Annotated in this window: 19 protein-coding genes; 16 read left to right on the forward strand and 3 right to left on the reverse strand. The window is 44.8% G+C overall.

Translation table 11 applies throughout. The features are described from left to right. Positions 1 to 55: 55 nt before the first annotated feature. The 7 genes from gnd to EGM68_RS10830 all read left to right on the forward strand — a co-directional run bounded on the left by gnd (position 56) and on the right by EGM68_RS10830 (position 6,565). On the forward strand, positions 56 to 949 hold the full coding sequence (gene gnd / locus EGM68_RS10805) for a phosphogluconate dehydrogenase (NAD(+)-dependent, decarboxylating) (RefSeq protein WP_013370842.1): 894 nt from the start codon (positions 56 to 58) through the stop codon (positions 947 to 949). Positions 950 to 1,108: 159 nt separating this feature from the next. Continuing rightward, on the forward strand, positions 1,109 to 1,783 hold the full coding sequence (locus EGM68_RS10810; protein WP_129549135.1) for an SOS response-associated peptidase: 675 nt from the start codon (positions 1,109 to 1,111) through the stop codon (positions 1,781 to 1,783). A 379-nt stretch (positions 1,784 to 2,162) separates the two neighbouring features. Further along, the gene (locus EGM68_RS10815) at positions 2,163 to 3,371 is read left to right on the forward strand and encodes an MFS transporter (protein ID WP_040101514.1); all 1,209 of its coding nucleotides are present in this window, start codon (positions 2,163 to 2,165) and stop codon (positions 3,369 to 3,371) included. A gap of 55 nt (positions 3,372 to 3,426) precedes the next feature. Then, complete coding sequence (locus EGM68_RS10820; protein WP_058710487.1) at positions 3,427 to 3,873, forward strand: OsmC family protein; 447 nt, start codon at positions 3,427 to 3,429, stop codon at positions 3,871 to 3,873. Between the two features lie 68 nt (positions 3,874 to 3,941). Beyond that, positions 3,942 to 5,027 (forward strand): lactonase family protein, encoded by a 1,086-nt coding sequence (locus EGM68_RS10825; protein WP_058829541.1) that lies wholly within the window; start codon positions 3,942 to 3,944, stop codon positions 5,025 to 5,027. A gap of 699 nt (positions 5,028 to 5,726) precedes the next feature. Beyond that, positions 5,727 to 5,882 (forward strand): hypothetical protein, encoded by a 156-nt coding sequence (locus EGM68_RS25695; protein WP_165264003.1) that lies wholly within the window; start codon positions 5,727 to 5,729, stop codon positions 5,880 to 5,882. A gap of 173 nt (positions 5,883 to 6,055) precedes the next feature. Further along, positions 6,056 to 6,565, forward strand: coding sequence for a hypothetical protein (locus EGM68_RS10830; RefSeq protein WP_090735370.1), 510 nt, complete (start codon positions 6,056 to 6,058; stop codon positions 6,563 to 6,565). A gap of 137 nt (positions 6,566 to 6,702) precedes the next feature. On the opposite strand, the gene EGM68_RS10835 is transcribed toward EGM68_RS10830, so the two are convergent. After that, complete coding sequence (locus EGM68_RS10835) at positions 6,703 to 7,329, reverse strand: FMN-dependent NADH-azoreductase (protein ID WP_016821060.1); 627 nt, start codon at positions 7,327 to 7,329, stop codon at positions 6,703 to 6,705. Positions 7,330 to 7,569: 240 nt separating this feature from the next. Here EGM68_RS10835 and murI point away from each other — a divergent pair, with 240 nt between their 5' ends. The 6 genes from murI to EGM68_RS10865 all read left to right on the forward strand — a co-directional run bounded on the left by murI (position 7,570) and on the right by EGM68_RS10865 (position 13,063). Continuing rightward, on the forward strand, positions 7,570 to 8,424 hold the full coding sequence (murI, locus tag EGM68_RS10840) for a glutamate racemase (RefSeq protein WP_013370853.1): 855 nt from the start codon (positions 7,570 to 7,572) through the stop codon (positions 8,422 to 8,424). A 91-nt stretch (positions 8,425 to 8,515) separates the two neighbouring features. Beyond that, the gene (locus EGM68_RS10845; RefSeq protein WP_129549136.1) at positions 8,516 to 9,367 is read left to right on the forward strand and encodes an aminoglycoside phosphotransferase family protein; all 852 of its coding nucleotides are present in this window, start codon (positions 8,516 to 8,518) and stop codon (positions 9,365 to 9,367) included. Between the two features lie 14 nt (positions 9,368 to 9,381). Beyond that, the gene (gene fosB, locus EGM68_RS10850) at positions 9,382 to 9,804 is read left to right on the forward strand and encodes a metallothiol transferase FosB (RefSeq protein ID WP_129549137.1); all 423 of its coding nucleotides are present in this window, start codon (positions 9,382 to 9,384) and stop codon (positions 9,802 to 9,804) included. A gap of 67 nt (positions 9,805 to 9,871) precedes the next feature. After that, positions 9,872 to 11,266 carry an MATE family efflux transporter gene (locus EGM68_RS10855; protein WP_013370856.1) on the forward strand — a complete coding sequence of 465 codons (1,395 nt, stop codon included), beginning with the start codon at positions 9,872 to 9,874 and terminating at the stop codon, positions 11,264 to 11,266. A 194-nt stretch (positions 11,267 to 11,460) separates the two neighbouring features. Next, positions 11,461 to 12,441 carry a S8 family peptidase gene (locus EGM68_RS10860; protein WP_129549138.1) on the forward strand — a complete coding sequence of 327 codons (981 nt, stop codon included), beginning with the start codon at positions 11,461 to 11,463 and terminating at the stop codon, positions 12,439 to 12,441. Between the two features lie 136 nt (positions 12,442 to 12,577). After that, entirely contained in the window at positions 12,578 to 13,063 is a 486-nt protein-coding gene (locus tag EGM68_RS10865; RefSeq protein WP_129549139.1) for a tetratricopeptide repeat protein, read from the forward strand. Between the two features lie 153 nt (positions 13,064 to 13,216). Here the strand turns inward: EGM68_RS10865 and budA are convergent, their stop codons facing one another. Together budA and alsS are read right to left on the reverse strand one after the other, a co-directional pair. Beyond that, positions 13,217 to 13,963: an acetolactate decarboxylase gene (gene budA / locus EGM68_RS10870; RefSeq protein WP_013370859.1), complete on the reverse strand. Its 747-nt coding sequence runs from the start codon at positions 13,961 to 13,963 to the stop codon at positions 13,217 to 13,219. Between the two features lie 163 nt (positions 13,964 to 14,126). Continuing rightward, positions 14,127 to 15,830, reverse strand: a complete 1,704-nt coding sequence (alsS, locus tag EGM68_RS10875) for an acetolactate synthase AlsS (RefSeq protein ID WP_172800005.1) — start codon at positions 15,828 to 15,830, stop codon at positions 14,127 to 14,129. 519 nt (positions 15,831 to 16,349) lie between these two features. Here alsS and uxaC point away from each other — a divergent pair. The 3 genes from uxaC (at position 16,350) to EGM68_RS10890 (ending at position 20,418) form a co-directional block, all read left to right on the forward strand. Continuing rightward, positions 16,350 to 17,774 carry a glucuronate isomerase gene (uxaC, locus tag EGM68_RS10880; RefSeq protein ID WP_129549140.1) on the forward strand — a complete coding sequence of 475 codons (1,425 nt, stop codon included), beginning with the start codon at positions 16,350 to 16,352 and terminating at the stop codon, positions 17,772 to 17,774. A gap of 151 nt (positions 17,775 to 17,925) precedes the next feature. Further along, positions 17,926 to 19,326: a glycoside-pentoside-hexuronide (GPH):cation symporter gene (locus EGM68_RS10885; RefSeq protein WP_013370862.1), complete on the forward strand. Its 1,401-nt coding sequence runs from the start codon at positions 17,926 to 17,928 to the stop codon at positions 19,324 to 19,326. An 87-nt stretch (positions 19,327 to 19,413) separates the two neighbouring features. Beyond that, positions 19,414 to 20,418, forward strand: coding sequence for a LacI family DNA-binding transcriptional regulator (locus tag EGM68_RS10890; protein WP_025679019.1), 1,005 nt, complete (start codon positions 19,414 to 19,416; stop codon positions 20,416 to 20,418). The last annotated feature ends 113 nt before the right edge of the window (positions 20,419 to 20,531 follow it).

Consider the following 20,531-nt stretch of genomic DNA (forward strand, 5'->3'; position numbering starts at 1 on the left):
CAACAAAAAAAGTTTGTACAGAAATATATTTTTGCTACGGCAGGAGGCCTTTATAATGCAAGTAGGATTAATTGGTTTGGGAAAAATGGGTTTGAATCTTGGTAAAAACTTGATCGATCATAAGCATGAAGTTGTGGCTTACGACGTCAATGCAGCCGCAATTCAAGAAATGAAGGAGTATGGAGCTGCAGGTGCTTCTACTTTGGAAGAGCTTGTACAAGCAACTCAATCCCCTAGAGTGCTGTGGATTATGGTTCCTCACCAAATTGTTGATTCTGTGCTGGATCAGCTTCAACCAATGTTGTCCAAAGGGGACATCATTATTGAAGGCGGTAATTCTCATTACAAAGAGTCCATTGCTCGCCATGCTCGTCTGAAAGAATACGGTATCAGCTTTATGGATGCAGGAACTTCCGGCGGGATGGAAGGTGCACGCAATGGCGCTTGTTACATGATCGGTGGCGATCCAGAAGCTTGGGCGGTTGTTGAGCCGATTTTCCGCGATACAGCGGTGGAAAATGGGTATTTGTATGCTGGTAAATCCGGTAGCGGACATTTCCTGAAAATGGTTCATAACGGTGTGGAATACGGTATGATGGCTTCCATCGGTGAAGGTTTTGAAGTGCTGGAGAAAAGCAACTTTGACTTTGATTATGAACAAGTAGCGCGTGTGTGGAACAACGGTTCCGTTATCCGCTCTTGGCTGATGGGCTTGACTGAACGCGCATTTTCCAAAGATGCGAACCTGGACGAAATCCGTGGGGTGATGCACTCTTCCGGTGAAGGTAAATGGACTGTTGAGGAAGCGTTGGATCTTCAGGCAGCAACTCCGGTTATTGCCTTGTCGTTGCTGATGCGCTACCGTTCGCTGGATGCTGATACATTCAACGGCAAAGTAGTTGCTGCGCTGCGTAATGAATTTGGCGGCCACGCTGTAGAGAAGAAGTAATAACGATATAAGTTAGTATCTATCCCCGTAGCTTCATGACTGCGGGGATATTGCTATATATTTTTTTGCTCATCAGGTTTTTGTAAAATCCTCGCTTATGCATATTTTTCCTTGTATATCCGCACAATAGGTAAAAAAAGGCGGAAGGATGAATTGCATATGTGCAAAAGATTTTCGTTATCGGCTGATTTGGATGACGTAAGGGATCATTTTGGTATACAGCGTGTGATGTATTATTATAAAACACGTTATAACATGAGTCCCACCCAGCATGTTCCAATTGTGCTGCATCAGGATGGAGAACGGGTGCTTGATGAATTTCGCTGGGGTTTTATTCCTTATTGGGGTAAGGATTGTGTTAATGCAGACCTGAATACTGTTCGGGTAAATCCTAGTTATCGGAAGATGGCGGAAACCCGCCGCTGTATTATTCCTTGTAATGGTTTTTATTATTGGCGAAAATTAGGCAAACGCATGTGTGCTGTCCGAGTGGTATTGCCGGAACAGAAAATGTTTGCGGTCGCGGGGCTCTATGAAATATGGCAGGATAGCCGAAAGGAGCCGTTACGCACCTGTACGATGATGACAGTTCAGGCCAATACGGATATACGTGAATTTGACAGCCGGATGCCCGCTATTTTGGAAGCAGACCAAATAGATTCATGGCTAGATCCGTCGATCCAGAACATTGATGAGCTGCTGCCCTTATTACGCACGTATGAGCAAGGTGGTATGAGCATCTATCCGGTGACCCCGCTGGTGGCCAATGATGAACATGATAGCCGTGAATGCATTCAGGAAATGGATTTACAGTGGTCCTGGATTAAACCTTAAATGTATGAAGATTTGTATCCATTATTGATCATAAGCTTCCCGCCACCTGCATAGGTATGTATTGGGGAACAAGCGTCATAATCCGGGGAGAGGGGAAACGGCCGAAGGAGTATCTCATATGGGATGGAGGCGATTGGAATGAGTAACGATACACTCATCCAGCTGCTGGTGCTCATGGTGACGATCATCGGTCTGGTCCAAAACCGGTAACTGACAGGTTCCAGAAGGCGGGGGAATTGCCGTAGGCAATCTTCCGTTTTTTTTGCATTAAAAAGCTCGCAGATTCAGGAAGCTTGCGGTACAATAGATGCTGGGCTACAGGTGACAAGACACCTGAATATACGTCTACATACGATGCATTTTTAAGGGAGAGCGAATCATGAGTGAATTAACTTCATTACCCCCAGCTAAAAAAAGAAAATTGCTATTTAGCGCAGGCCTTAGCTGGCTGTTTGATGCTATGGATGTGGGACTGCTTTCATTTATAGTGGCAGCTTTGGCTAAGGAGTGGCATCTCGGATCAGAGCAGATTGGTCTGCTGACTGCGATGAATTCAATAGGAATGGTGTTTGGAGCCGCCTTGGCAGGGATTTTGGCAGATCGTTACGGTAGACGCGCTATTTTAGTGTGGACCCTGCTGATTTTTTCCGTAGCCAGTGGCTTGTCAGCTTTGGCGACAGGTCTCGGAATGCTGCTGGTGCTGCGTTTTATTGCTGGTGCAGGCTTGGGCGGGGAATTGCCTGTTGCTTCGACGCTGGTGTCAGAATCAGTGCCTGTAAAAGAACGAGGAAGAGCAGTTGTGCTGCTGGAAAGCTTTTGGGCGGCAGGCTGGATTCTTTCGGCTCTTATTGCTTATTTTGTTATTCCGAAATACGGTTGGCAAATGGCATTTATTCTCGGCGCAGTACCTGCGCTGTACGCTCTTTATCTGCGCAGAGCTATTGATGATTCACCGCGTTATAAGCAGCAAAGCGTCAAACTTCCGCTGCGTGCACGATTGGCTTCGATTTGGTCGGGACCCCATCGCAAGTCTACGCTAATGCTGTGGATTTTATGGTTTACAGTTGTATTTTCATATTATGGCATGTTCCTGTGGCTGCCAAGCATGATGTTTATGAAGGGATTTGAGCTGGTTAAAAGCTTTGAGTATGTCCTAATCATGACACTTGCACAATTACCAGGTTATTTTACCGCTGCCTATTTGATTGAAAAGCTGGGTCGCAAATTTGTACTGATCATCTACTTGTTGCTCACGGCAGTGTCCGCTATTTGGTTTGGAACATCGGAAACGGCAGGGATGTTGTTGGCTGCTGGTATCTGCCTGTCTTTCTTTAATCTCGGTGCATGGGGAGCCATGTATGCTTATACCCCGGAGCTGTACCCAACGTCTGCTCGTTCTACCGGTGTGGGTATGGCAGCTGCATTTGGCCGTATTGGCGGCGTGATCGGGCCTTTTGTGGTAGGTATACTCGTAGGACAAGGCATAGCGTTACCATCTATCTTTGCGATTTTTTTCGTAGCGATCCTGATCGGAGCAGTTGCTGTATGGTTGCTGGGTACCGAAACTAAAAATCAGGAGATTGACTAACCTTTACATTCACCTGTGTAAACATTCATAATACAAGAGAGAGGAGTGACCTGAAATGGAGCATACCTTTCTGCTCAAGGCAGACTGGAACGGGGGACGCAACAGCGATGGGCGTATTGAGGCCGGACAGTTGCGGACAGCGATTTCGATTCCGGCTGAGATGGGAGGCCCTGGTGTGGGCACCAATCCGGATGAAATGCTGCTCGGTGCAGCTGCTACCTGCTATCTGATTACTTTGGCGGCGATGATGGAGCGTGCCAGTCTCCCGGTGGCATCACTGGCACTGGAATCCGAAGGGATTGTCGAAGTAACGAACAACATTTTTACATATCGCCGAATCGTGCATCGTCCACGAGTTCTATTGTCCGTCGATGCAACAGAATCGCAAGTCGAACAAGCATTGCGCCTTGCAGAGCAGGCTGAAACCTCATGCATGATCTCGCGTGCTGTAGCAGGCAATGTAGCATTGTCTACAGAACCTGTGGTGGAGCGCGACTCTTAAAACAGTATCTGTAATAGGAGCAATCATTCCAATTGCCCATCATTTTTTAATCCAAGGAGGACACAACCATGACAGCACAACAAAAATTGCTCGTATTCGCAGGCTCTTACGCCGAATTGGAAGGTAACGGAGTTTATTCGTATACTTTTAATGAACAGACAGGAGCCCTGACACTACAGGATGAGTTCTCCGGCTTGAAAAATCCTACATTTCTAAATGTAGACGTTAAAAATCGGAAGCTGTATTCCATTGGCGAGACGACTTCCGCTGCAGGAGCGAAGGTAGGCGAAGCCTCTGCTTTTGAAATTGACCCGGTTAAAGGCACATTTACTTTGCTGAATCGTGCGGAAAACGTAGGCTCCACAACATGCCACATTCAACGTGATCCATCCGATCGTTACCTGATTGTAGTCAGCTACCACGGAGGTATGGTAGGACTGATATCTCTGACTGAGGACGGGCGTATCGGTGAATTGCTGGATGTAAAACAGCACGAGGGCAAAGGAGCGCATCCTGAGCGTCAGGATCGTCCACATCCACATTCCAGTTTCTTTAGCCCGGACGGCCGCTTCCTGTTCGTACAAGATCTTGGACTGGATCTGATCCGTATTTATACCATTGATGACAGCAAAGGGCAACTGGTGCTGCACGGTGAAACGAAAACCCATGCAGGTGCAGGCCCACGTCACTTGACGTTCCACCCGAACGGTAAATTTGCTTTTGTTATTAACGAAGTGGATTCTTCCATTACTTCTTTCGCATATGATGCAGAAGCTGGCAAGCTTACTGAGCTTGAGAGCGTACCGACATTGCCGTCTGACTTTACTGGCGAAAACACAACTGCAGAAATTGCGATTTCACAGGATGGCGCTTATCTGTACGGTTCCAACCGTGGACATGATAGCATCGTGGTGTACGCTGTAGATGGAGCCACTGGCAAGTTGAGCTTGGTTGAGCATGTATCTGCCGAAGGCGAGCATCCGCGTCATTTTGCTTTGACACCTAATGGTGACTATATGCTCGTGGCTAACCGCGACACCAACAATATTGTTACCTTCAAAGTGGACAAAGCAAGCGGTCGCTTGACCTACACTGGACAACAAGTAACCGTGTCCAAACCAGTATGCGTGCAGCCTTTTTACTTTTCCGTGTAAAAATAGGGCAACATCAGAATTAATTAAGTAACGGTATGCGGCTTGTGTTCGCTACGAGAACGGATTATTCTTCCGATCGCTGTTGCCCCCGGATTTCTTGGTTGTATGTTCAAGGGGAGAAATCCGGGGACAAAGGCGAATACTCCGCTTCTTCATAACAATTCCGTCCTCTCCGCTGCTTTATTTCTTTTGGCAACCATTTGTTTATACAGAAAAAATGAATATGCATATGTTGATGGTTTCGGTGAATTAACCAGGCATAAAAATTTATTAGTAGAAACGGCTCGTAGGATAACCTGCAGCCGTTTTTATTTTAGCGCTTAGTCACATCTAAGAAAGGTCATTGCCTACAAAATTATTCTTAAGTTTTAAGATCACAAATAAGATACGAATAATTTCGGTAAGAAAAGGGTACATATGTTATAAGCAGAACAGTTATCCCATTTGTAAATTTAGGACAGGCACTGTGACTCCATATAGAAGTTGGGTATTTTTATAAAAATTTACATTTTAGCTGAGCATCGGTACTAGTTTGCTAGATGGTTGTTGTTTTGAGACAAACTTATGAAAAATGAGGATGACAAGGATAAGCTGAGTACGAAGCGGACAGATGGGTTTGGAGCAGCGATCGGAGAAACCATCTATTTGCGCAGTGGGCTACACACATTGCACGTATTCTAATAAGAGAGAGGGATTCAAATGAAAATAATCATTACACAAAAGGAAGCCGCCGACAAAGGAATCTGGAAAGAGATTATGGGGATGTTTGCTGTAACCAAAGAGGACGAGGTATGGCAAAATGAAGAGTTTATTCTCACCGAGGAACAGGCACGTCAGGTGGGATTACTAAAATAACAAAGGTAAATAGGACATGTCATCAAGTTTTAAGACCAAGTCTTAAAAAATCGTAACTTATTTTTTATGTATCTGATACACTTTTTAACCGTTCAAAGTTTATGATAGGTACACAAGGGTAATGAAGCTTACAGACACCGTGTACATACCCAAACGGCAAGGAGAGATCAGACATGATGAAATTAGCTTCGAAATGGACCGTATTGACTTTGATGATGATGCTGATTACGACGGCAGGGGCAACAGCACAAGGCTACACACCTGTAGCAGCTGCTGAAAATCAGGAGACCGTATATATAAACCAAATGGACATTCGCGATGGACAAATTTATTTGTCAGCAGATCCGATTGAATGGTACGAAGGCGCAGCAGCAGACAAAGCATTTGTGGAGCATGAAGGAAATACAGGATTGGACGGAGCGCCGGATGGCTACTACATCGTAAACAATTCCGTGCAAAATGACGTGTATCAGGTTGCACCAGATGCTTCGGTAGAGGTGCAGATTTATGATCACACAGGGAATATAGAAGATACAGACGTGCAATGGAACGAATCCATTCCTTTGGCACAATTTGAGAAGGATTTTGCCAAAAAGGATGTTCTGGACCTCAGCCAATTTCCATACCATGTTACGCTTCGTGACGGTAAGGTTGTAAAAATCGTGCAGCAGTTCATTCCTTAAACAATAAGCTTATACAGACACGTACTTCTTACTTGATCACAGATCAGGGAAGTACGTGTTTTTTATATTTTGTAACAAAAAAAGAGGATATCCATCCCATAAAGGGTGCGGATATCCTCTTCTCATCATATATATAATTAGAACGATTTTGCTGCGTCTACTGCACGTTGTACGGCAGAAGCAACGATCTCTTGTGCTTGGTCAGGAGCTTGGTTATGTCCTTCCAGTACAACCTTCACGATGTCTTTTACGCCGAAGAAGGTTAAGATGTTACTCATGAAGTTCAAAGACATTTCAGCAGCAGCAGCAGGCCCTTCGGAATAAACGCCGCCTCTTGCATTCAACAGGGCTACTTTAGTGTCAGTTACAAGACCTACAGGACCTTCAGCAGTGTATTTGAATGTTTTACCAGCTTGGTTCAGGTAGTCAATGTATGTGTGCAGTACAGCTGGAATAGTCATATTCCAGAGTGGGAAAGCAAATACGACTTTGTCTGCTGCCAAGAATTGATCCAGGTAACCATTAGCGATGTTTGCCAGGCGAGCTTCTTCTGCATTCAGCTCCATGCCTCTTGCGGATTTGAACGTACCGTTGATCATGTTAGCGTTCAGATAAGGAAGTTCGACGGAGAACAGGTCCAGCTCAGTGATTTCATCAGATGGGTGAGAAGACTTGTAGCTTTCCACGAATGCGTTATACAATTTAACTGTTGCGGATTCTTCAGCTGTACGATCATTAGCTTTGACAAATAATACTTTAGACATGATTTTATTTCCCCCTAAGTAAGTTGAATAAGTAAGTTTAGTTAGTAAGTTACCACGTAATATTACAATATAAAGATAATATCTGTCAACACTTCTATATTAAATTTACTTTGGACAGCTACTTTATTTTTTACACTGTAAAATTTGCGTGTTTCTTTTGCAAAATATCATTTTTGCGGTAAAATTTAAATGTAAAGTCTAATGAAGAGAATGCTTGGATAGGCGAAGAAGGAAATGAACATGGTGCCAGCAAGATATAACACCATAGTTGAACGAAAAAAGGTGAGTAGCTTGAAGATAGGTTTTTTTGATTCGGGATTGGGTGGAATTACAGTATTGTCTGAGGCGCTAAGACGTTTGCCAAACGAAAATTTTGTTTACATGGCGGATACGCTTCATGTTCCTTACGGAACGAAAACACCCCAAGAGGTGCTTGGTTATGTCAAGGCTTCGGTACAAACGATTCTAAAAGAGGATATTAAGGCATTGGTGATTGCCTGCAATACGGCTACAAGTATCGCGGTGGCAGAGCTAAGGAAGGAATATAAATTTCCGATTATCGGAATGGAACCAGCAGTGAAACCAGCGGTCGAGATGAACCGTGCCAATGGTAAAAGAGTTCTGGTGCTGGCGACACCGTTGACTTTAAAACAATCTGGTTATGCAGCACTGGTATCCAGAGTTGACGATCATGGAAGTGTGGACTCACTGCCTTTGCCGGAGCTAGTACAATATTGCGAACAGTTGAATTTTGACCGAACAGAATTGTTCAATTATTTTAACCATAAGCTGTCTTCGTTTAACCTAGATATTTATGGTACGGTCGTATTGGGATGTACACATTATCCATTCTATAAGGAAATTTTGAGAGAACTGCTGCCTTCTCATATTCAGCTCATTGATGGGAGCCACGGAACGGTCAAACGCTTGAAACAGGTGCTGTCCGAGCGTAATTTGCTGGCATCACCGGTAAAAGTGGGTCAACCGCAGGAGGGACACGTCACTTTTCTATGCACCAGTCAGGATGAGACCTATGTCCATAAGATGGAGCGGGCGCTTGAAATCTATGCGGAGCATGAAAAAATCTATTTTTAGGGAAAGAACGGCTGGCGAACAGGTGGGCTAGATCAGCAATCCGAAGCGCCAGCCGCATTATTTATGGATCAGATGCATAGGGAGGTTTTACATGGACATTCAACTCATCCTGAATGAGCTTTATGAAGCAGGCGTGCTTGAAAGCCGTATGCAAAATCTCAAACCGCTGACTGGCGGAACTTCGAGTGAAGTGGTTGTTGTTATGGACGGTACCAGACCACGATATGTAATTAAACAAAATGATCCCGCGATTGTAAAAGCCGAGGCAGAATTTTTACTTACCTATGCACAGATTGAGAAGCTATCTCGAGTGATTTATGTAGATTCCCTACATCGTTATTTGGTATATGCGTTCAAGCCAGGATTCACTAGGCAATATAGTGAAGGAAATAAGGGTGATTTGCTGCTCAGTCTGGCGACAGAAGTCATTGCACACTACAAATCCCTTGGAGAAGAACGCGAGTATGGTTATTCGGATCATCCGTTTGTGGAATGGAGAGATTTTCTGCTTCACAGAACAAAAGAATCCGAAAAGATTATACAAGACGTTTTACCCCCAGAGAATCATCGGTTCGTCCATACTCTTGTGGCCGGATCGCCGCAACGGAATCTTAAATATTTGCTTCATGGCGATTTCGGAGTACATAATTTTGTGTTTACCGAAAATGGTACATTGACAGGTATTATTGATCCTGATCCAGTAGTGGGAGAGCCTCTGTATGATTTGATATACGCCTTTTGTTCTTCACCGGATAGGCTGACCGTCGATACCATTTTGCCAGCGGTAGAGATGCTTAGGCCAGAGATGACAGGGGAATATGAGCTGAACAGGGAAGTGCTACAGGGATTATACTTTCGGATAGCTACCTGCATTCGCCATCATCCGGGAGATTTAGGCCAATATACAGAAGCGTGGAACTACTGGCTGAACAGGGTTCGCTGAAAGGAATAGAAAGCATGAATATACAAGGATGGAATCACATTTGCTTTTCAGTGTCTAATTTGGAGAAGTCTATACAATTCTATCAGAATGTACTGGATGGAAAACTACTCGTTAAAGGACGTAAGCTGGCTTATCTGGATTGTCTAGGAATGTGGTTGGCTCTCAATCTGGAAGAGGATATTCCGAGAAATGAAATTCATCATTCCTACACGCATATTGCATTTTCGGTAGCGGAAGCGGATTTTGAAAGTATGCTTAACAAGCTGAGAACACTTAATGTCACCATTTTGCCTGGACGGGAGCGGAATGAACAGGATAAAAGATCAGTCTATTTTACAGATCCAGATGGACATAAGTTCGAATTCCACACAGGACAATTGCAGGATCGATTGGAATATTATAAAAATGCTAAAAAACATATGACTTTTTATGAATGAGTAAGCGTTATCAAAAAATGATGAGCAAATTTTGATTTTACATACGGGAGTGGAGGAATACAGAAGTATGTCATTGTCGCAGGAAAGTGGCTCCAAGCAAGCGCAGGCCGTCAAAACGATGACGGTTTTCGCAATTACTTGGCCGATCTTCATAGAAATGCTGTTTCATATTTTGATGGGTAGCGTGGATACATTCATGCTGAGCCATGTTTCAGATGAGGTTGTATCGGCTGTCGGTGTATCCAGACAGTTGATTGAATTTACGATTATACTCTTCAATCTGCTTGGTCTTGGAGTAGGCGTGATCATTGCTCAGTTATTGGGTGCGCAAAAGCATGTGGACGCAAGCCGTGTTACCGCATCGGCACTAACCTTTAATCTGGTATTTGGCCTGGCGCTAAGTTTGATGTTTATCGTAAGCCGGGATTTTTTATTATCCTTCTACCATATTACTCCGACAATCAAGGAAAATGCAGAAATCTATATGATGCTGGCAGGGGGTTCGCTGTTTCTGGAAGCCCTTATGCTAACCGCAGGACCGGTCATTCGCTCGCATGGTTTTACCAAAGATACGATGATCGTAGGCATCGGCATGAATATATTGCATGTTGTGGGGAATGCATTGCTCATATACGGCTGGTTTGGTCTGCCGCAAATGGGAGTGGCGGGAGCAGCGATTTCAACGGTTATTAGCCGCGTCGTAGCATGTGTGTGGATTTTTATCCTGCTGTACAAACGTGTAAGTGCGCCCATTCGTATCCAATATTATGTACAGCTTCAATGGAGCAAGCTGGTGGCGATCCTCAAAATTGGTATTCCTGCCGGGCTGGAATGGCTTTCTTATCAGCTTAGTCAAATGATGGTGACCCGATTTGTCAGCTTTATGGGTACAACAGCGATTGCAACTCACTTCTATACGAATACGATTGTGTATTTTTTTATGGTATTTGGAATGGCCGTCGGCGAGGGAACCGAAATTATTGTGGCTCGCCTGATTGGAGCTGGAGACAAGGAAAAAGCATATCATCAACTTTTACGTAGCCTGAAATGGTCACTAGTCATTACGATTGCTGTGATCGTGGCTGTATCCTTTTTCCGATATGAAGTGATGGCAATCTTTACGGATGAGCCAGCGATCATTCAATTAGGGGCAGCGATTTTGTTGTTCTGTATATTGCTAGAGCCGGGCCGTGTGTTTAACCACGTGGTCATTAACTCCTTGCGAGCAGCAGGAGATGTTCAGTTCCCGTTAATGATGGCCATCATTTCAATGTGGGGGATTAAAATTCCGTTAGCATATGTGCTAGGCATTCATATGGGATATGGTGTACTGGGTGTGTGGATTGCACATGCATGCGATGAATGGGTACGAGGTATTTTTCACTATTTACGCTGGAAAGGCCGGAAATGGCAACACAAATCGCTGTTATCAAAGGCTGAGTTACAAGCGGAATCAGCATAAAGCTCATAGAGATACTAGAGCAGACATTTTCCAATTGAATTGGTTGATGTCTGTATTTTTTTGCAAAAATAAGAAAATTGGGATGTTCAAACTTTTCAAAAATTGCTAGAATATAGTAACATCGAACACAGTAGAGGTTTTCAAAGTTTCAAAGACGGATGGTTTCCGATTGAATCCATGAAGGAGGGAATAAGATGGAACGTAAAGTGCATATCATTCCTTACCAAGTGATCAAGCAGGAGCAACAAGTGAATGAAATACCGCGAGGGGTGGAGCTGATCCAGGCTCCTGCGGTATGGAACCAGACTCGAGGCCGAGGAGTAAAGGTAGCGGTGCTGGACACGGGCTGTGATTCGGACCATCTGGATCTGAAGGCGCGCATTATTGGTGGCCGCAATTTCACGGATGATGATGAAGGTGATCCGGAAATTTTCAAGGATTACAACGGTCACGGTACACATGTGGCAGGAACCATTGCGGCAGCGGAAAATGAGGATGGTGTCGTAGGTGTCGCCCCGGAGGCGGATTTGCTCATCATCAAAGTGCTAAACAAGCAGGGTTCCGGTCAATATGACTGGATTATCCAAGGTATCTATTATGCGATTGAGCAAAAGGCAGACATCATCTCGATGTCGCTTGGCGGCCCTGAGGATGTGCCTGAACTTCATGAAGCAGTAAAAAAGGCTGTAGCCAGCCAAATCCTGGTCATCTGTGCAGCTGGAAATGAAGGAGACGGTGACGATAGAACGGACGAGCTCGGCTACCCCGGCTGCTACAATGAAGTAATCAGCGTAGGTGCTATCAACTTTGACAGACATGCCTCAGAATTCAGTAATTCTAATAATGAGGTGGATTTGGTTGCACCAGGAGAAGATATTTTGTCCACCGTTCCGGGCGGAAAATATGCGACCTTTAGCGGAACTTCGATGGCTACTCCGCACGTAGCAGGTGCATTGGCGTTGATTAAGCAGCTGGCAAATGCAAGCTTTGAGCGTGAACTCACCGAACCGGAATTATACGCCCAACTCATCAAACGCACGATTCCACTCGGCAATTCTCCTAAGCTTGAGGGCAACGGACTGCTGTACTTGACAGCAGTGGAGGAGCTTTCCCGTATTTTCGACACGCAACGCGTAGCGGGAATATTGAGTACAGAATCATTGAAGGTTAAATAAGTCGTAACAACGGATTATAGCGACTCTCCTAAGCGGAGAGTCTTTTTGTGCGGCACACCTCCATTTACATCGCATTCATATGTCGGGTAACATGTATTTTAAGGAAATAGTATAGAATAAAAAGTGGGGAATTAGCATGGATCATATGATTGAAAAAGCCAGCCAGCTAAGACATACAGGACAGGCCAAGGAAGCGCGTAAGCTTCTATTAGAGGCGCTGGAGCAGGAGCCTAAAGATGCGGAGCTATGGTATCAGACAGCCTGGACGCATGACTCATTGGGCTTAGAGAGGGAGGCGGTTCCCTTTTATGAAAAAAGTCTAGGTATGGCACTATCCGCAGAATCCAGGAGAGGAGCCATCCTGGGATTAAGCAGTACATATCGTGTACTGGGAGAATACCACAAAGCCAAAGCGTGGCTGGAAACCGGGATAAACGAATTTTCGGACTACAGACCGTTTCGGGTATTTTACGCTATGGTGTTATATAATCTGGGAGAATACGGGAAGGCCATGGAGGGGCTGCTCATGGAGTTAGCTGAAACGACTGCTGACATATCCATGCAGGAGTACTCCCGTGCAATTCAATATTATGCTGATAAGTTGGACCAGATCGAGGAATAAGTAGGCCGGAGCGAGGGCATAAGTGCATTGTGTATATGCGTTTCCTACATAAAAAGATCACAGTCAGAGAGCATGAAGCCTCTTTATCTGACTGTGATCGTTTGCTATTTATTGTCTAGCTATAGGACCGTTTCTGGATGAGCTATGCTGCAATTATTGCGCACCCTCAGTAACAGCGATTTCTTTCTCCAGGTTTTCTCTGGACAGGTTGGCGGTCAAGTAATCCGGTGTATCGGGTAGCACAAGATGTAGATTGGATTTTTGGCAAATGCGAATTGTGCACTTGTCGACAACAAAATCAAAAACATGCCCGCCTCCAGTGCGTTCATCATTGATAAAATGGAGATGAAATCCGGCTACTCCAATCCCTTGGGCATAAGCAGGTGTCCAAAAGCCTGTGATCACGCCAGAAGCGTCATTAAAAGTAAAGGTAGGCTGTGACTTGGTTGCTTCGATAAAAGGTTTGTAAGGCTTCACTTGATGAGGCACGGTACGTGTCTTTACTTCACGAAAAGTGCCATCCATACGGAATGCATAGAACAGATTCCGGCTTGGAAACAGCTTTAGCAGCAGAGCTTCCAGCTCTTCACGGTGCATGGGATGATCAACAGTATATGTGAAATCTTCGCGGAAAAAGGTGACGGTGGAAAACGGAGTGGTTTCTTCCGGTTTTACGCGATGGGCCGTACCGTCTGGAAGCAAGTGATAAAATTCACCATCGAACGCGATCATCTCGCCATTCAGTTGATCAAAGGTACCGAGTCCAAAATCCCCGTGCTTTTGCAGCTCCTCAAAGGCAACAACTCCGTCATAAAGACCATCTAATAAAGCAAGCATGGTGGACGTTTGGTAAATATCATGATCAGTTTCTTGCTTGGTTTCCAGTTCTGCAACGGTCATGGCAATACACTTCCTTATTATAATTGTATGCATTTATTTTTGTTCTTTTTCAATAATAAACGTAAAATTTCAGTAAATAACATAAATAACTCAAAAAAATCATTAAAAAAACCTCAAACTTCCTAATTGTCATAAAGCCGCCACGAGTGATCCGTAGTCAAGACTAGTTTAATTGGTTTGGCAGCAGCTTGCGTCCCAATTGGACATTATCCTGATAGTCAATCGGGATATCAACGACCACAGGACCATCCGTAAGAAGTGCCTGCTGCAATACGCTTTCCAGTTCTTCAGGAGAGTGCACGCGTAATCCGGTAGCCCCAAAACTTTCTGCATATTTGACAACATCGACATCTCCAAATTTTACGCCAGACGTTCTGCCGTATTTAATCTGCTGTTGAAAGGCAACCATGTCATAGGTACCATCTCTCCATACAATATGCACAAGCGGAGAGTTAAGGCGTACAGCGGTTTCCAGCTCCATGGATGAAAAAAGGAAACCTCCGTCTCCAGAAATAGAAACGACTTTTTGACCAGGATTGACGAGTGTAGCAGCAATCCCCCAAGGCAGTGCTACGCCCAATGTCTGCATTCCGTTGCTGAACAGCAGGCGCCGCGGTTCATACGAACGGAAATAACGTGCCATCCAAATGTAGTGTGAACCGACATCACAGGTGACTGTGACGTTATCATCAATCAGGCTGCGAAGTGTGCGAATAAATTGCAATGGATGAATCAGAAAATCATGCTTGTGGGCTGGAACAGCAGCTTGCTCGTTCAGATCATGGCGTAGACGATTCAATTGGTCGCAGGAGGATTTAGGTAGCTTTAAGGTAGGTAACTCTTCTGCGAGGCCACTCACAATCAGGCCTATGTTCCCGATTAATTCGTAGTCTGGTTGATAATCATGATCAATATCGGCTTGATGGTCATCCAGATGAATGAGTGTTCGGTTTGCCGGAATGTTCCAGTTTTTTGGGTCGTATTCGATAGGATCATAGCCAATCGTCAGTACCAAATCTGCGGCTCCAAGAAGCATATCACCCGGTTGATTTTGGAACAGCCCCACTCTTCCAAAATAGTGGTCTTCCAGTTCACGGGAGATGGCTCCAGCGGCCTGGAAGGTTTCGACAACAGGCAGATCTGTATCTCGAATAAGAGCACGGATAGCTGCGGTGGCTTCAGGCGTGCTGGCTTTCATACCGAGAAGAAGTACGGGCAGCTTAGCTTTTCTGATTTGGTCTGCGACTTGTTTGATGAGCGCGGCAGGGGCGGTTCCAAGTTGGGGAAGGGAAACCTTCTCAATGGCTGTTACTTCGGATGACGAAGTCAACACGTCCTGCGGCAGGCTGACAAATGTGGCTCCAGGCTGGGCTGAGGTCGCAATCCGAAATGCATTAGCAATTGCTTCGGGTACATTATCGGGGTGTTCTACTTCAACACTGTATTTGGTGATGGGTTCGAATAGTCCGGCATTATCCATAGATTGATGTGTGCGTTTCAAGCGTTCGGATCTTGGGACTGCACCCGCAATGGCGACGACAGGATCACTTTCTGCATTCGCGGTGACAAGTCCTGTCGCCAAGTTAGACGCGCCTGGACCTGAGGTAACAATGCATACGCCTGGTTTACCGGTTAATCGACCGACCGCCGCTGCCATAAAGGCGGCATTTTGTTCATGACGACATACAATCAATTCGGGCCCCCGATCTTGAAGAACATCAAAAACAGAATCGATTTTGGCACCTGGAATGCCAAAAATATGGGTAACCCCTTGCTTGATCAAGCAATCGACAACAAGGTCGGCTCCTTTTGTATCGGATATAGTTTTAGTTTCAACAGCTTGCACTTTTGTACTCAATGCTACCACCTCTTCTTCTTCGTCTGTGAAATAAATTAATGAAATACTTTCAATGTAAATCAATGGATGTATATTGCAATTATAATACAATAACTGGTATTTTCAAGAAAGAAATTTTCAGAAAAAAGAAGAAAATCATATAAAACGTTTTCAAAGTTTGATTTATCGCGGAAATTAAAATTTGTGGAATTTTTTTGTGGTTTCGGTTATCGAGAAGGGTTAAGAACAGATCTCCCCAAAGGGGGGAGATCATTTTTATCCGCTCACATGATAAAAATCACTTTCCTCTACAAAGGATAGCGGTTACAATGTAATTGTTGTTAACGTAAACATTAAATTTAAGGTGAAGTAAACCAGTATGACATGATGTACAGGTATCATTTTATAGCTGTATTGCCCTGTACAAATCATATGGATTTCTTACTGCTATGGACAATGTAATTGTTAAAAGGAAAGTAGTGTCTCGGGCATTTTTGTTAACGTTAACAAATAGCTAAGAAACATGATTATAGAAGGGATGAGAAAGTAATGACCAAAACGTTTTTAGACGAAAACTTTTTGTTGAGCAATCCAACGGCTGAAACCTTGTATCATCAGTATGCCAAGGATATGCCGATTATTGACTATCATTGTCATTTAAGTCCACAAGAAATTTATGAAAATAAAAAATTCAAGAATATTACGGAAGCTTGGTTGTACGGTGATCATTACAAGTGGAGACTTATGCGGGCCAATGGGGTCGAGGAGCGATTGATCACGGGTGATGGTGAAGATTATGACAAGTTTCTGGCTTGGGCCAAAACTGTTCCTACATTGATCGGTAACCCGCTGTACCATTGGACGCATTTGGAGCTTCAACGCTTTTTTGGTGTCTATGAGTTGCTGAATGAACAGAACGCACCTGTGATCTGGGAAAAGGTAAACCAAAAGCTGCAAGGACCGGGCTATGGGGCACGTGATTTGATTGTGAACTCAAAGGTAACTGTGGTGTGCACCACGGATGATCCGACCGACCATCTCGAATACCACAAACAAATTAGCAAGCTGACCGATTTCCCAGTAGCTGTGTTGCCAAGTTTCCGCCCCGACAAAGCTTTGGAAATTAATCGTGAAACCTTCCAGCCATGGGTGGCTCGATTGTGTGAAGTCAGCGGATTGGATGTTTCCGGGTTTGAAGGATTTTTGAATGCGCTGGCAAGCCGGGTGCGCCATTTTCATGCTGCCGGAGGTCGGGTATCTGATCATGCGCTGGATACTGTAGTTTTTGAAGAAACAACACCGGAGGAAGCAGCAGCCATATTTAGCAAGGCGCTGGAGGAAGGCCATGTGACTCCTTTGGAAGAGGCGAAATATAAGTCGTACGTTCTGGTCTTCCTTGGCAAACAGTATGCAGAACACGGCTGGGCGATGCAGTACCATATTCATGCGCTGCGTAACAACAACACTGCGATGTTCCGTCGATTGGGACCGGATACAGGCTATGATGCTGTAAATGATGGCTCCCTCGCTCGTCCACTGGCAGCATTGCTGGACGCACAGGAACTGGCAGGAGGATTGCCGAGAACCATTTTGTATTCGCTTAATTCGGTTGACTATCCAGTATTGGCAAGTCTCGCAGGCAGTTTCCAATCCGGCGGTACAGTAGGGAAAATCCAGTTTGGTACCGCATGGTGGTTTAACGACCATATCGAAGGCATGCAGGAGCAGATGAAGCTGCTGGCTAATTACGGAGTGCTGTCCCGCTTTATTGGCATGCTGACGGATTCCCGCAGCTTTCTATCCTACACACGTCATGAATATTTCCGCCGTATCCTTTGCGATTTAATCGGAACGTGGGTTCAGGAAGGCAAGGCCCCTGAGGATCTGGAACTGCTCGGAGCCATGGTACAAAATATTTGTTACAATAACGCCGAGCAATATTTTAACTTCCCAACGGTTGTTCATAGTAAGTGATGCTACTCTCTAAAGTGAGAACTCACTAACTTCAGAGAAAAGGAGCTCTTGCTAGGAGCTTGTACCAAACTCCCGGCAAGAGCCATTGAAAAACAAAGTAGATATCAATGAATATGTGAAAATAATTACAAGTATAGAGGAGTGTGTAGGTATGGGAGTGCCTATCGTGCAGGAGAGCGTCCAAACTGACAACAAGACAGGTGAGCATATTAGCCTGAAAGAAAAGATTTCGTATGGTATGGGTGACTTTGGAAACGGATTCATGTTTGATTTGGGGCAGCTGTATTTGCTGAAATTTTTTACGGATGTAGCAGGGGTCTCTGCTGGAGCCGCCGCAGGCATTTTCTTGGTCAGCAAGCTGTTTGCCGCCGTCTGTGATCCTATTGTCGGGTCCTTTGTTGATTATCGCAAACATATCGGTACACGTGGAAAATTTAGACCTTTTCTTATCGTTGGAAGCGTTATCCTTGCAATTCTTACGATTCTTACCTTTATTTCGCCGAATATTTCACCCACAGGCAAACTCATTTACGCCTACGCGTCCTATATGATCTGGGGGATCGGCTACTCTATTGTTAATATTCCATACGGCTCGCTGGGTGCTGCCATTACGCAGGATACTCAGCAACGTGCTTCGTTGTCATCTTTCCGTCAGGCGGGATCACTAGGCGCATTGTTCGTAACCAGTGTCGTGGTCATGCCGCTAATTTTATTGTTTCCTAACCATCATGTCGGCTATCCGGTGGTCATGGGGATTATGTCATTCATTGGTGTGATCGCTTTCATCATATGTTACCGTGGAACGAAAGAACGTATCATTAGCCAGTCCGGGCCAAAAGAGAAGCTATCTTTAGGCGTAATTGTGCATACCTTTACGAATAATAAACCCTTGTTGGTACTCGTTTTAATGACGATTTTCACCATTTCCGCTTACAATATCAAGTCCGCACTGTTGATCTATTTTGCCGAATATAATTTGGGGCATGTAGAATTAATGGCGTATATGAATTTTATTATTATCGGTTCGTCACTGCTGGGTGTATTGTTCCTGCCCAAACTGGTGCGGCGCTTTGGTAAACGAAAAACAGCCATCTTGGGAATGCTGGTAAGCGTCATAGCCGATTCCATTAACTTTTTGATGCCTTCCAACGTATATATTTTCACAATTCTGGCGAGTATTTCGTTCATTGGTATTAGTATTCCCAACGGGGTTACCTGGGCATTTGTGTCCGATATTATTGATTACGGCGAATGGTCATCCGGGGAGCGCAAGGAAGGGATTACCTACTCCTTATTTAACTTTTCACGTAAATTGGCTCAATCCTTGTCTGGCTTTCTATCGGGTATTGGACTGGCGCTTGTCGGGTATGTACCGAATGTGGTTCAATCCTCTGGAACGCTGCTTGGAATCAAAGCCTTGCTTTGTCTTTATCCGGCTGTTGCCTTGGCTTTGGCCATGCTGGTAATCGGTAAAATGTACAAGCTGACGGACAGCAGACATGCAGAAATGGTTCAAGAATTACAGCGTCGACATGCGGACAACCGCGTATAATTTGTGAAAGTCTTCTTTTCCGGGCGGCTCCTGTGGTATGGTGGGTATATAATTTTTTTAGAGCCTCACTAAGGAAAGGATACGTATATGGCAGCTACTATTAAAGACATTGCCAAACTGGCTAATGTTTCCCATACAACCGTCTCCCGGGCGCTCAATAACAGCCCGCTGATTAAAGAAGATACGAAACGCAAAATTATGGAGTTGGCAGAGCAACTCAATTACATTCCAAATTACAATGCTAAAAGCCTGGTTCTCCAGCGCTCGCATACGATCGGCCTGTTTTTCACCAGTATTTCTGAAGGCACCAGCTCCAGCTTTTTTGCGGATACCATCCGTGGAGTTAATAACGTCATCGGGGTGGATTACAATCTGTTTGTGCGAGGAATTGACGATTACGCTGATTTTTCTGCTATTCATCGCAAGCGTTTTGATGGCATCATTCTGATGAGCCAAAGCGAAGCGGACAACCCTTTTATTTATCATGTACTAGGTCAAGGCATCCCGCTAGTTGTACTGAACCGGCAGGTGTCCGGGGCCGGGATTGTAAATGTGATTTCTAATGATAAGGAAGGCTCCTATGAAGCTGTTTCCTTTCTCATTGAAAGCGGGCATGAACGCATTGCGATCATCGAGGGGGTAGAAGGCTTCAAATCGACCCAGCAACGCCGCGAGGGTTTCATGAATGCATTAATTGATCGTGGTAAGCCAATCCGACACGAATATATCGTGCAGGGTCACTATGATACTGAAAGCGGAAGTCTGGCAATGAAGCAGCTGCTTGCCTTGAAAGAACCACCGACAGCGGTGTTTTGCTCTAACGATGATATGGCTATTGGTGCGATGAATGCGGTATTTGAAAACGGCTTGAAAGTACCAGAGGATATCTCTGTCATTGGTTTTGACGATATTGGTTTCTCGATGTATACGACTCCACCATTAACGACGGTCAAAAGACCGATTGAGCAGATTAGCGAGCGCGGAGCCGCTTGCATTCTGGAACGAATTCAGTCACCGTCCAATGAGGGCGAGCTTATATTTATGGAAACCGCGCTCATGAAGCGGAAATCGACGGCAGACAGACCACGCTGAGTTTTATTATGTAAAAGAGGCAGGAACAATGCTCAAGCACTGGGGACTGACCCCTTAACGTGAGACAAATCAAAACACCTTCAAGAGAATGCAACCATGTCGTAAGATATGGA

It is taken from the genome of Paenibacillus sp. M-152 (genome assembly GCF_003856555.1).
Lineage (GTDB): Bacteria > Bacillota > Bacilli > Paenibacillales > Paenibacillaceae > Paenibacillus > Paenibacillus polymyxa_C.

Excerpts from the sequence above, each read along its gene's own strand:
- EGM68_RS10820 (WP_058710487.1), top strand. The coding sequence starts at position 3,427 with ATGGAGCATACCTTTCTGCTCAAGGCAGACTGGAACGGGGGACGCAAC.
- EGM68_RS10860 (WP_129549138.1), top strand. The coding sequence starts at position 11,461 with ATGGAACGTAAAGTGCATATCATTCCTTACCAAGTGATCAAGCAGGAG.
- fosB (WP_129549137.1), top strand. The coding sequence starts at position 9,382 with ATGAATATACAAGGATGGAATCACATTTGCTTTTCAGTGTCTAATTTG.
- EGM68_RS10855 (WP_013370856.1), top strand. The coding sequence starts at position 9,872 with ATGTCATTGTCGCAGGAAAGTGGCTCCAAGCAAGCGCAGGCCGTCAAA.
- EGM68_RS10865 (WP_129549139.1), top strand. The coding sequence starts at position 12,578 with ATGGATCATATGATTGAAAAAGCCAGCCAGCTAAGACATACAGGACAG.
- EGM68_RS10885 (WP_013370862.1), top strand. The coding sequence starts at position 17,926 with ATGGGAGTGCCTATCGTGCAGGAGAGCGTCCAAACTGACAACAAGACA.
- EGM68_RS10810 (WP_129549135.1), top strand. The coding sequence starts at position 1,109 with ATGTGCAAAAGATTTTCGTTATCGGCTGATTTGGATGACGTAAGGGAT.
- EGM68_RS25695 (WP_165264003.1), top strand. The coding sequence starts at position 5,727 with ATGAAAATAATCATTACACAAAAGGAAGCCGCCGACAAAGGAATCTGG.
- uxaC (WP_129549140.1), top strand. The coding sequence starts at position 16,350 with ATGACCAAAACGTTTTTAGACGAAAACTTTTTGTTGAGCAATCCAACG.
- murI (WP_013370853.1), top strand. The coding sequence starts at position 7,570 with ATGGTGCCAGCAAGATATAACACCATAGTTGAACGAAAAAAGGTGAGT.
- EGM68_RS10845 (WP_129549136.1), top strand. The coding sequence starts at position 8,516 with ATGGACATTCAACTCATCCTGAATGAGCTTTATGAAGCAGGCGTGCTT.
- budA (WP_013370859.1), bottom strand. The coding sequence starts at position 13,963 with ATGACCGTTGCAGAACTGGAAACCAAGCAAGAAACTGATCATGATATT.
- EGM68_RS10815 (WP_040101514.1), top strand. The coding sequence starts at position 2,163 with ATGAGTGAATTAACTTCATTACCCCCAGCTAAAAAAAGAAAATTGCTA.
- EGM68_RS10830 (WP_090735370.1), top strand. The coding sequence starts at position 6,056 with ATGATGAAATTAGCTTCGAAATGGACCGTATTGACTTTGATGATGATG.
- gnd (WP_013370842.1), top strand. The coding sequence starts at position 56 with ATGCAAGTAGGATTAATTGGTTTGGGAAAAATGGGTTTGAATCTTGGT.
- EGM68_RS10890 (WP_025679019.1), top strand. The coding sequence starts at position 19,414 with ATGGCAGCTACTATTAAAGACATTGCCAAACTGGCTAATGTTTCCCAT.
- EGM68_RS10835 (WP_016821060.1), bottom strand. The coding sequence starts at position 7,329 with ATGTCTAAAGTATTATTTGTCAAAGCTAATGATCGTACAGCTGAAGAA.
- EGM68_RS10825 (WP_058829541.1), top strand. The coding sequence starts at position 3,942 with ATGACAGCACAACAAAAATTGCTCGTATTCGCAGGCTCTTACGCCGAA.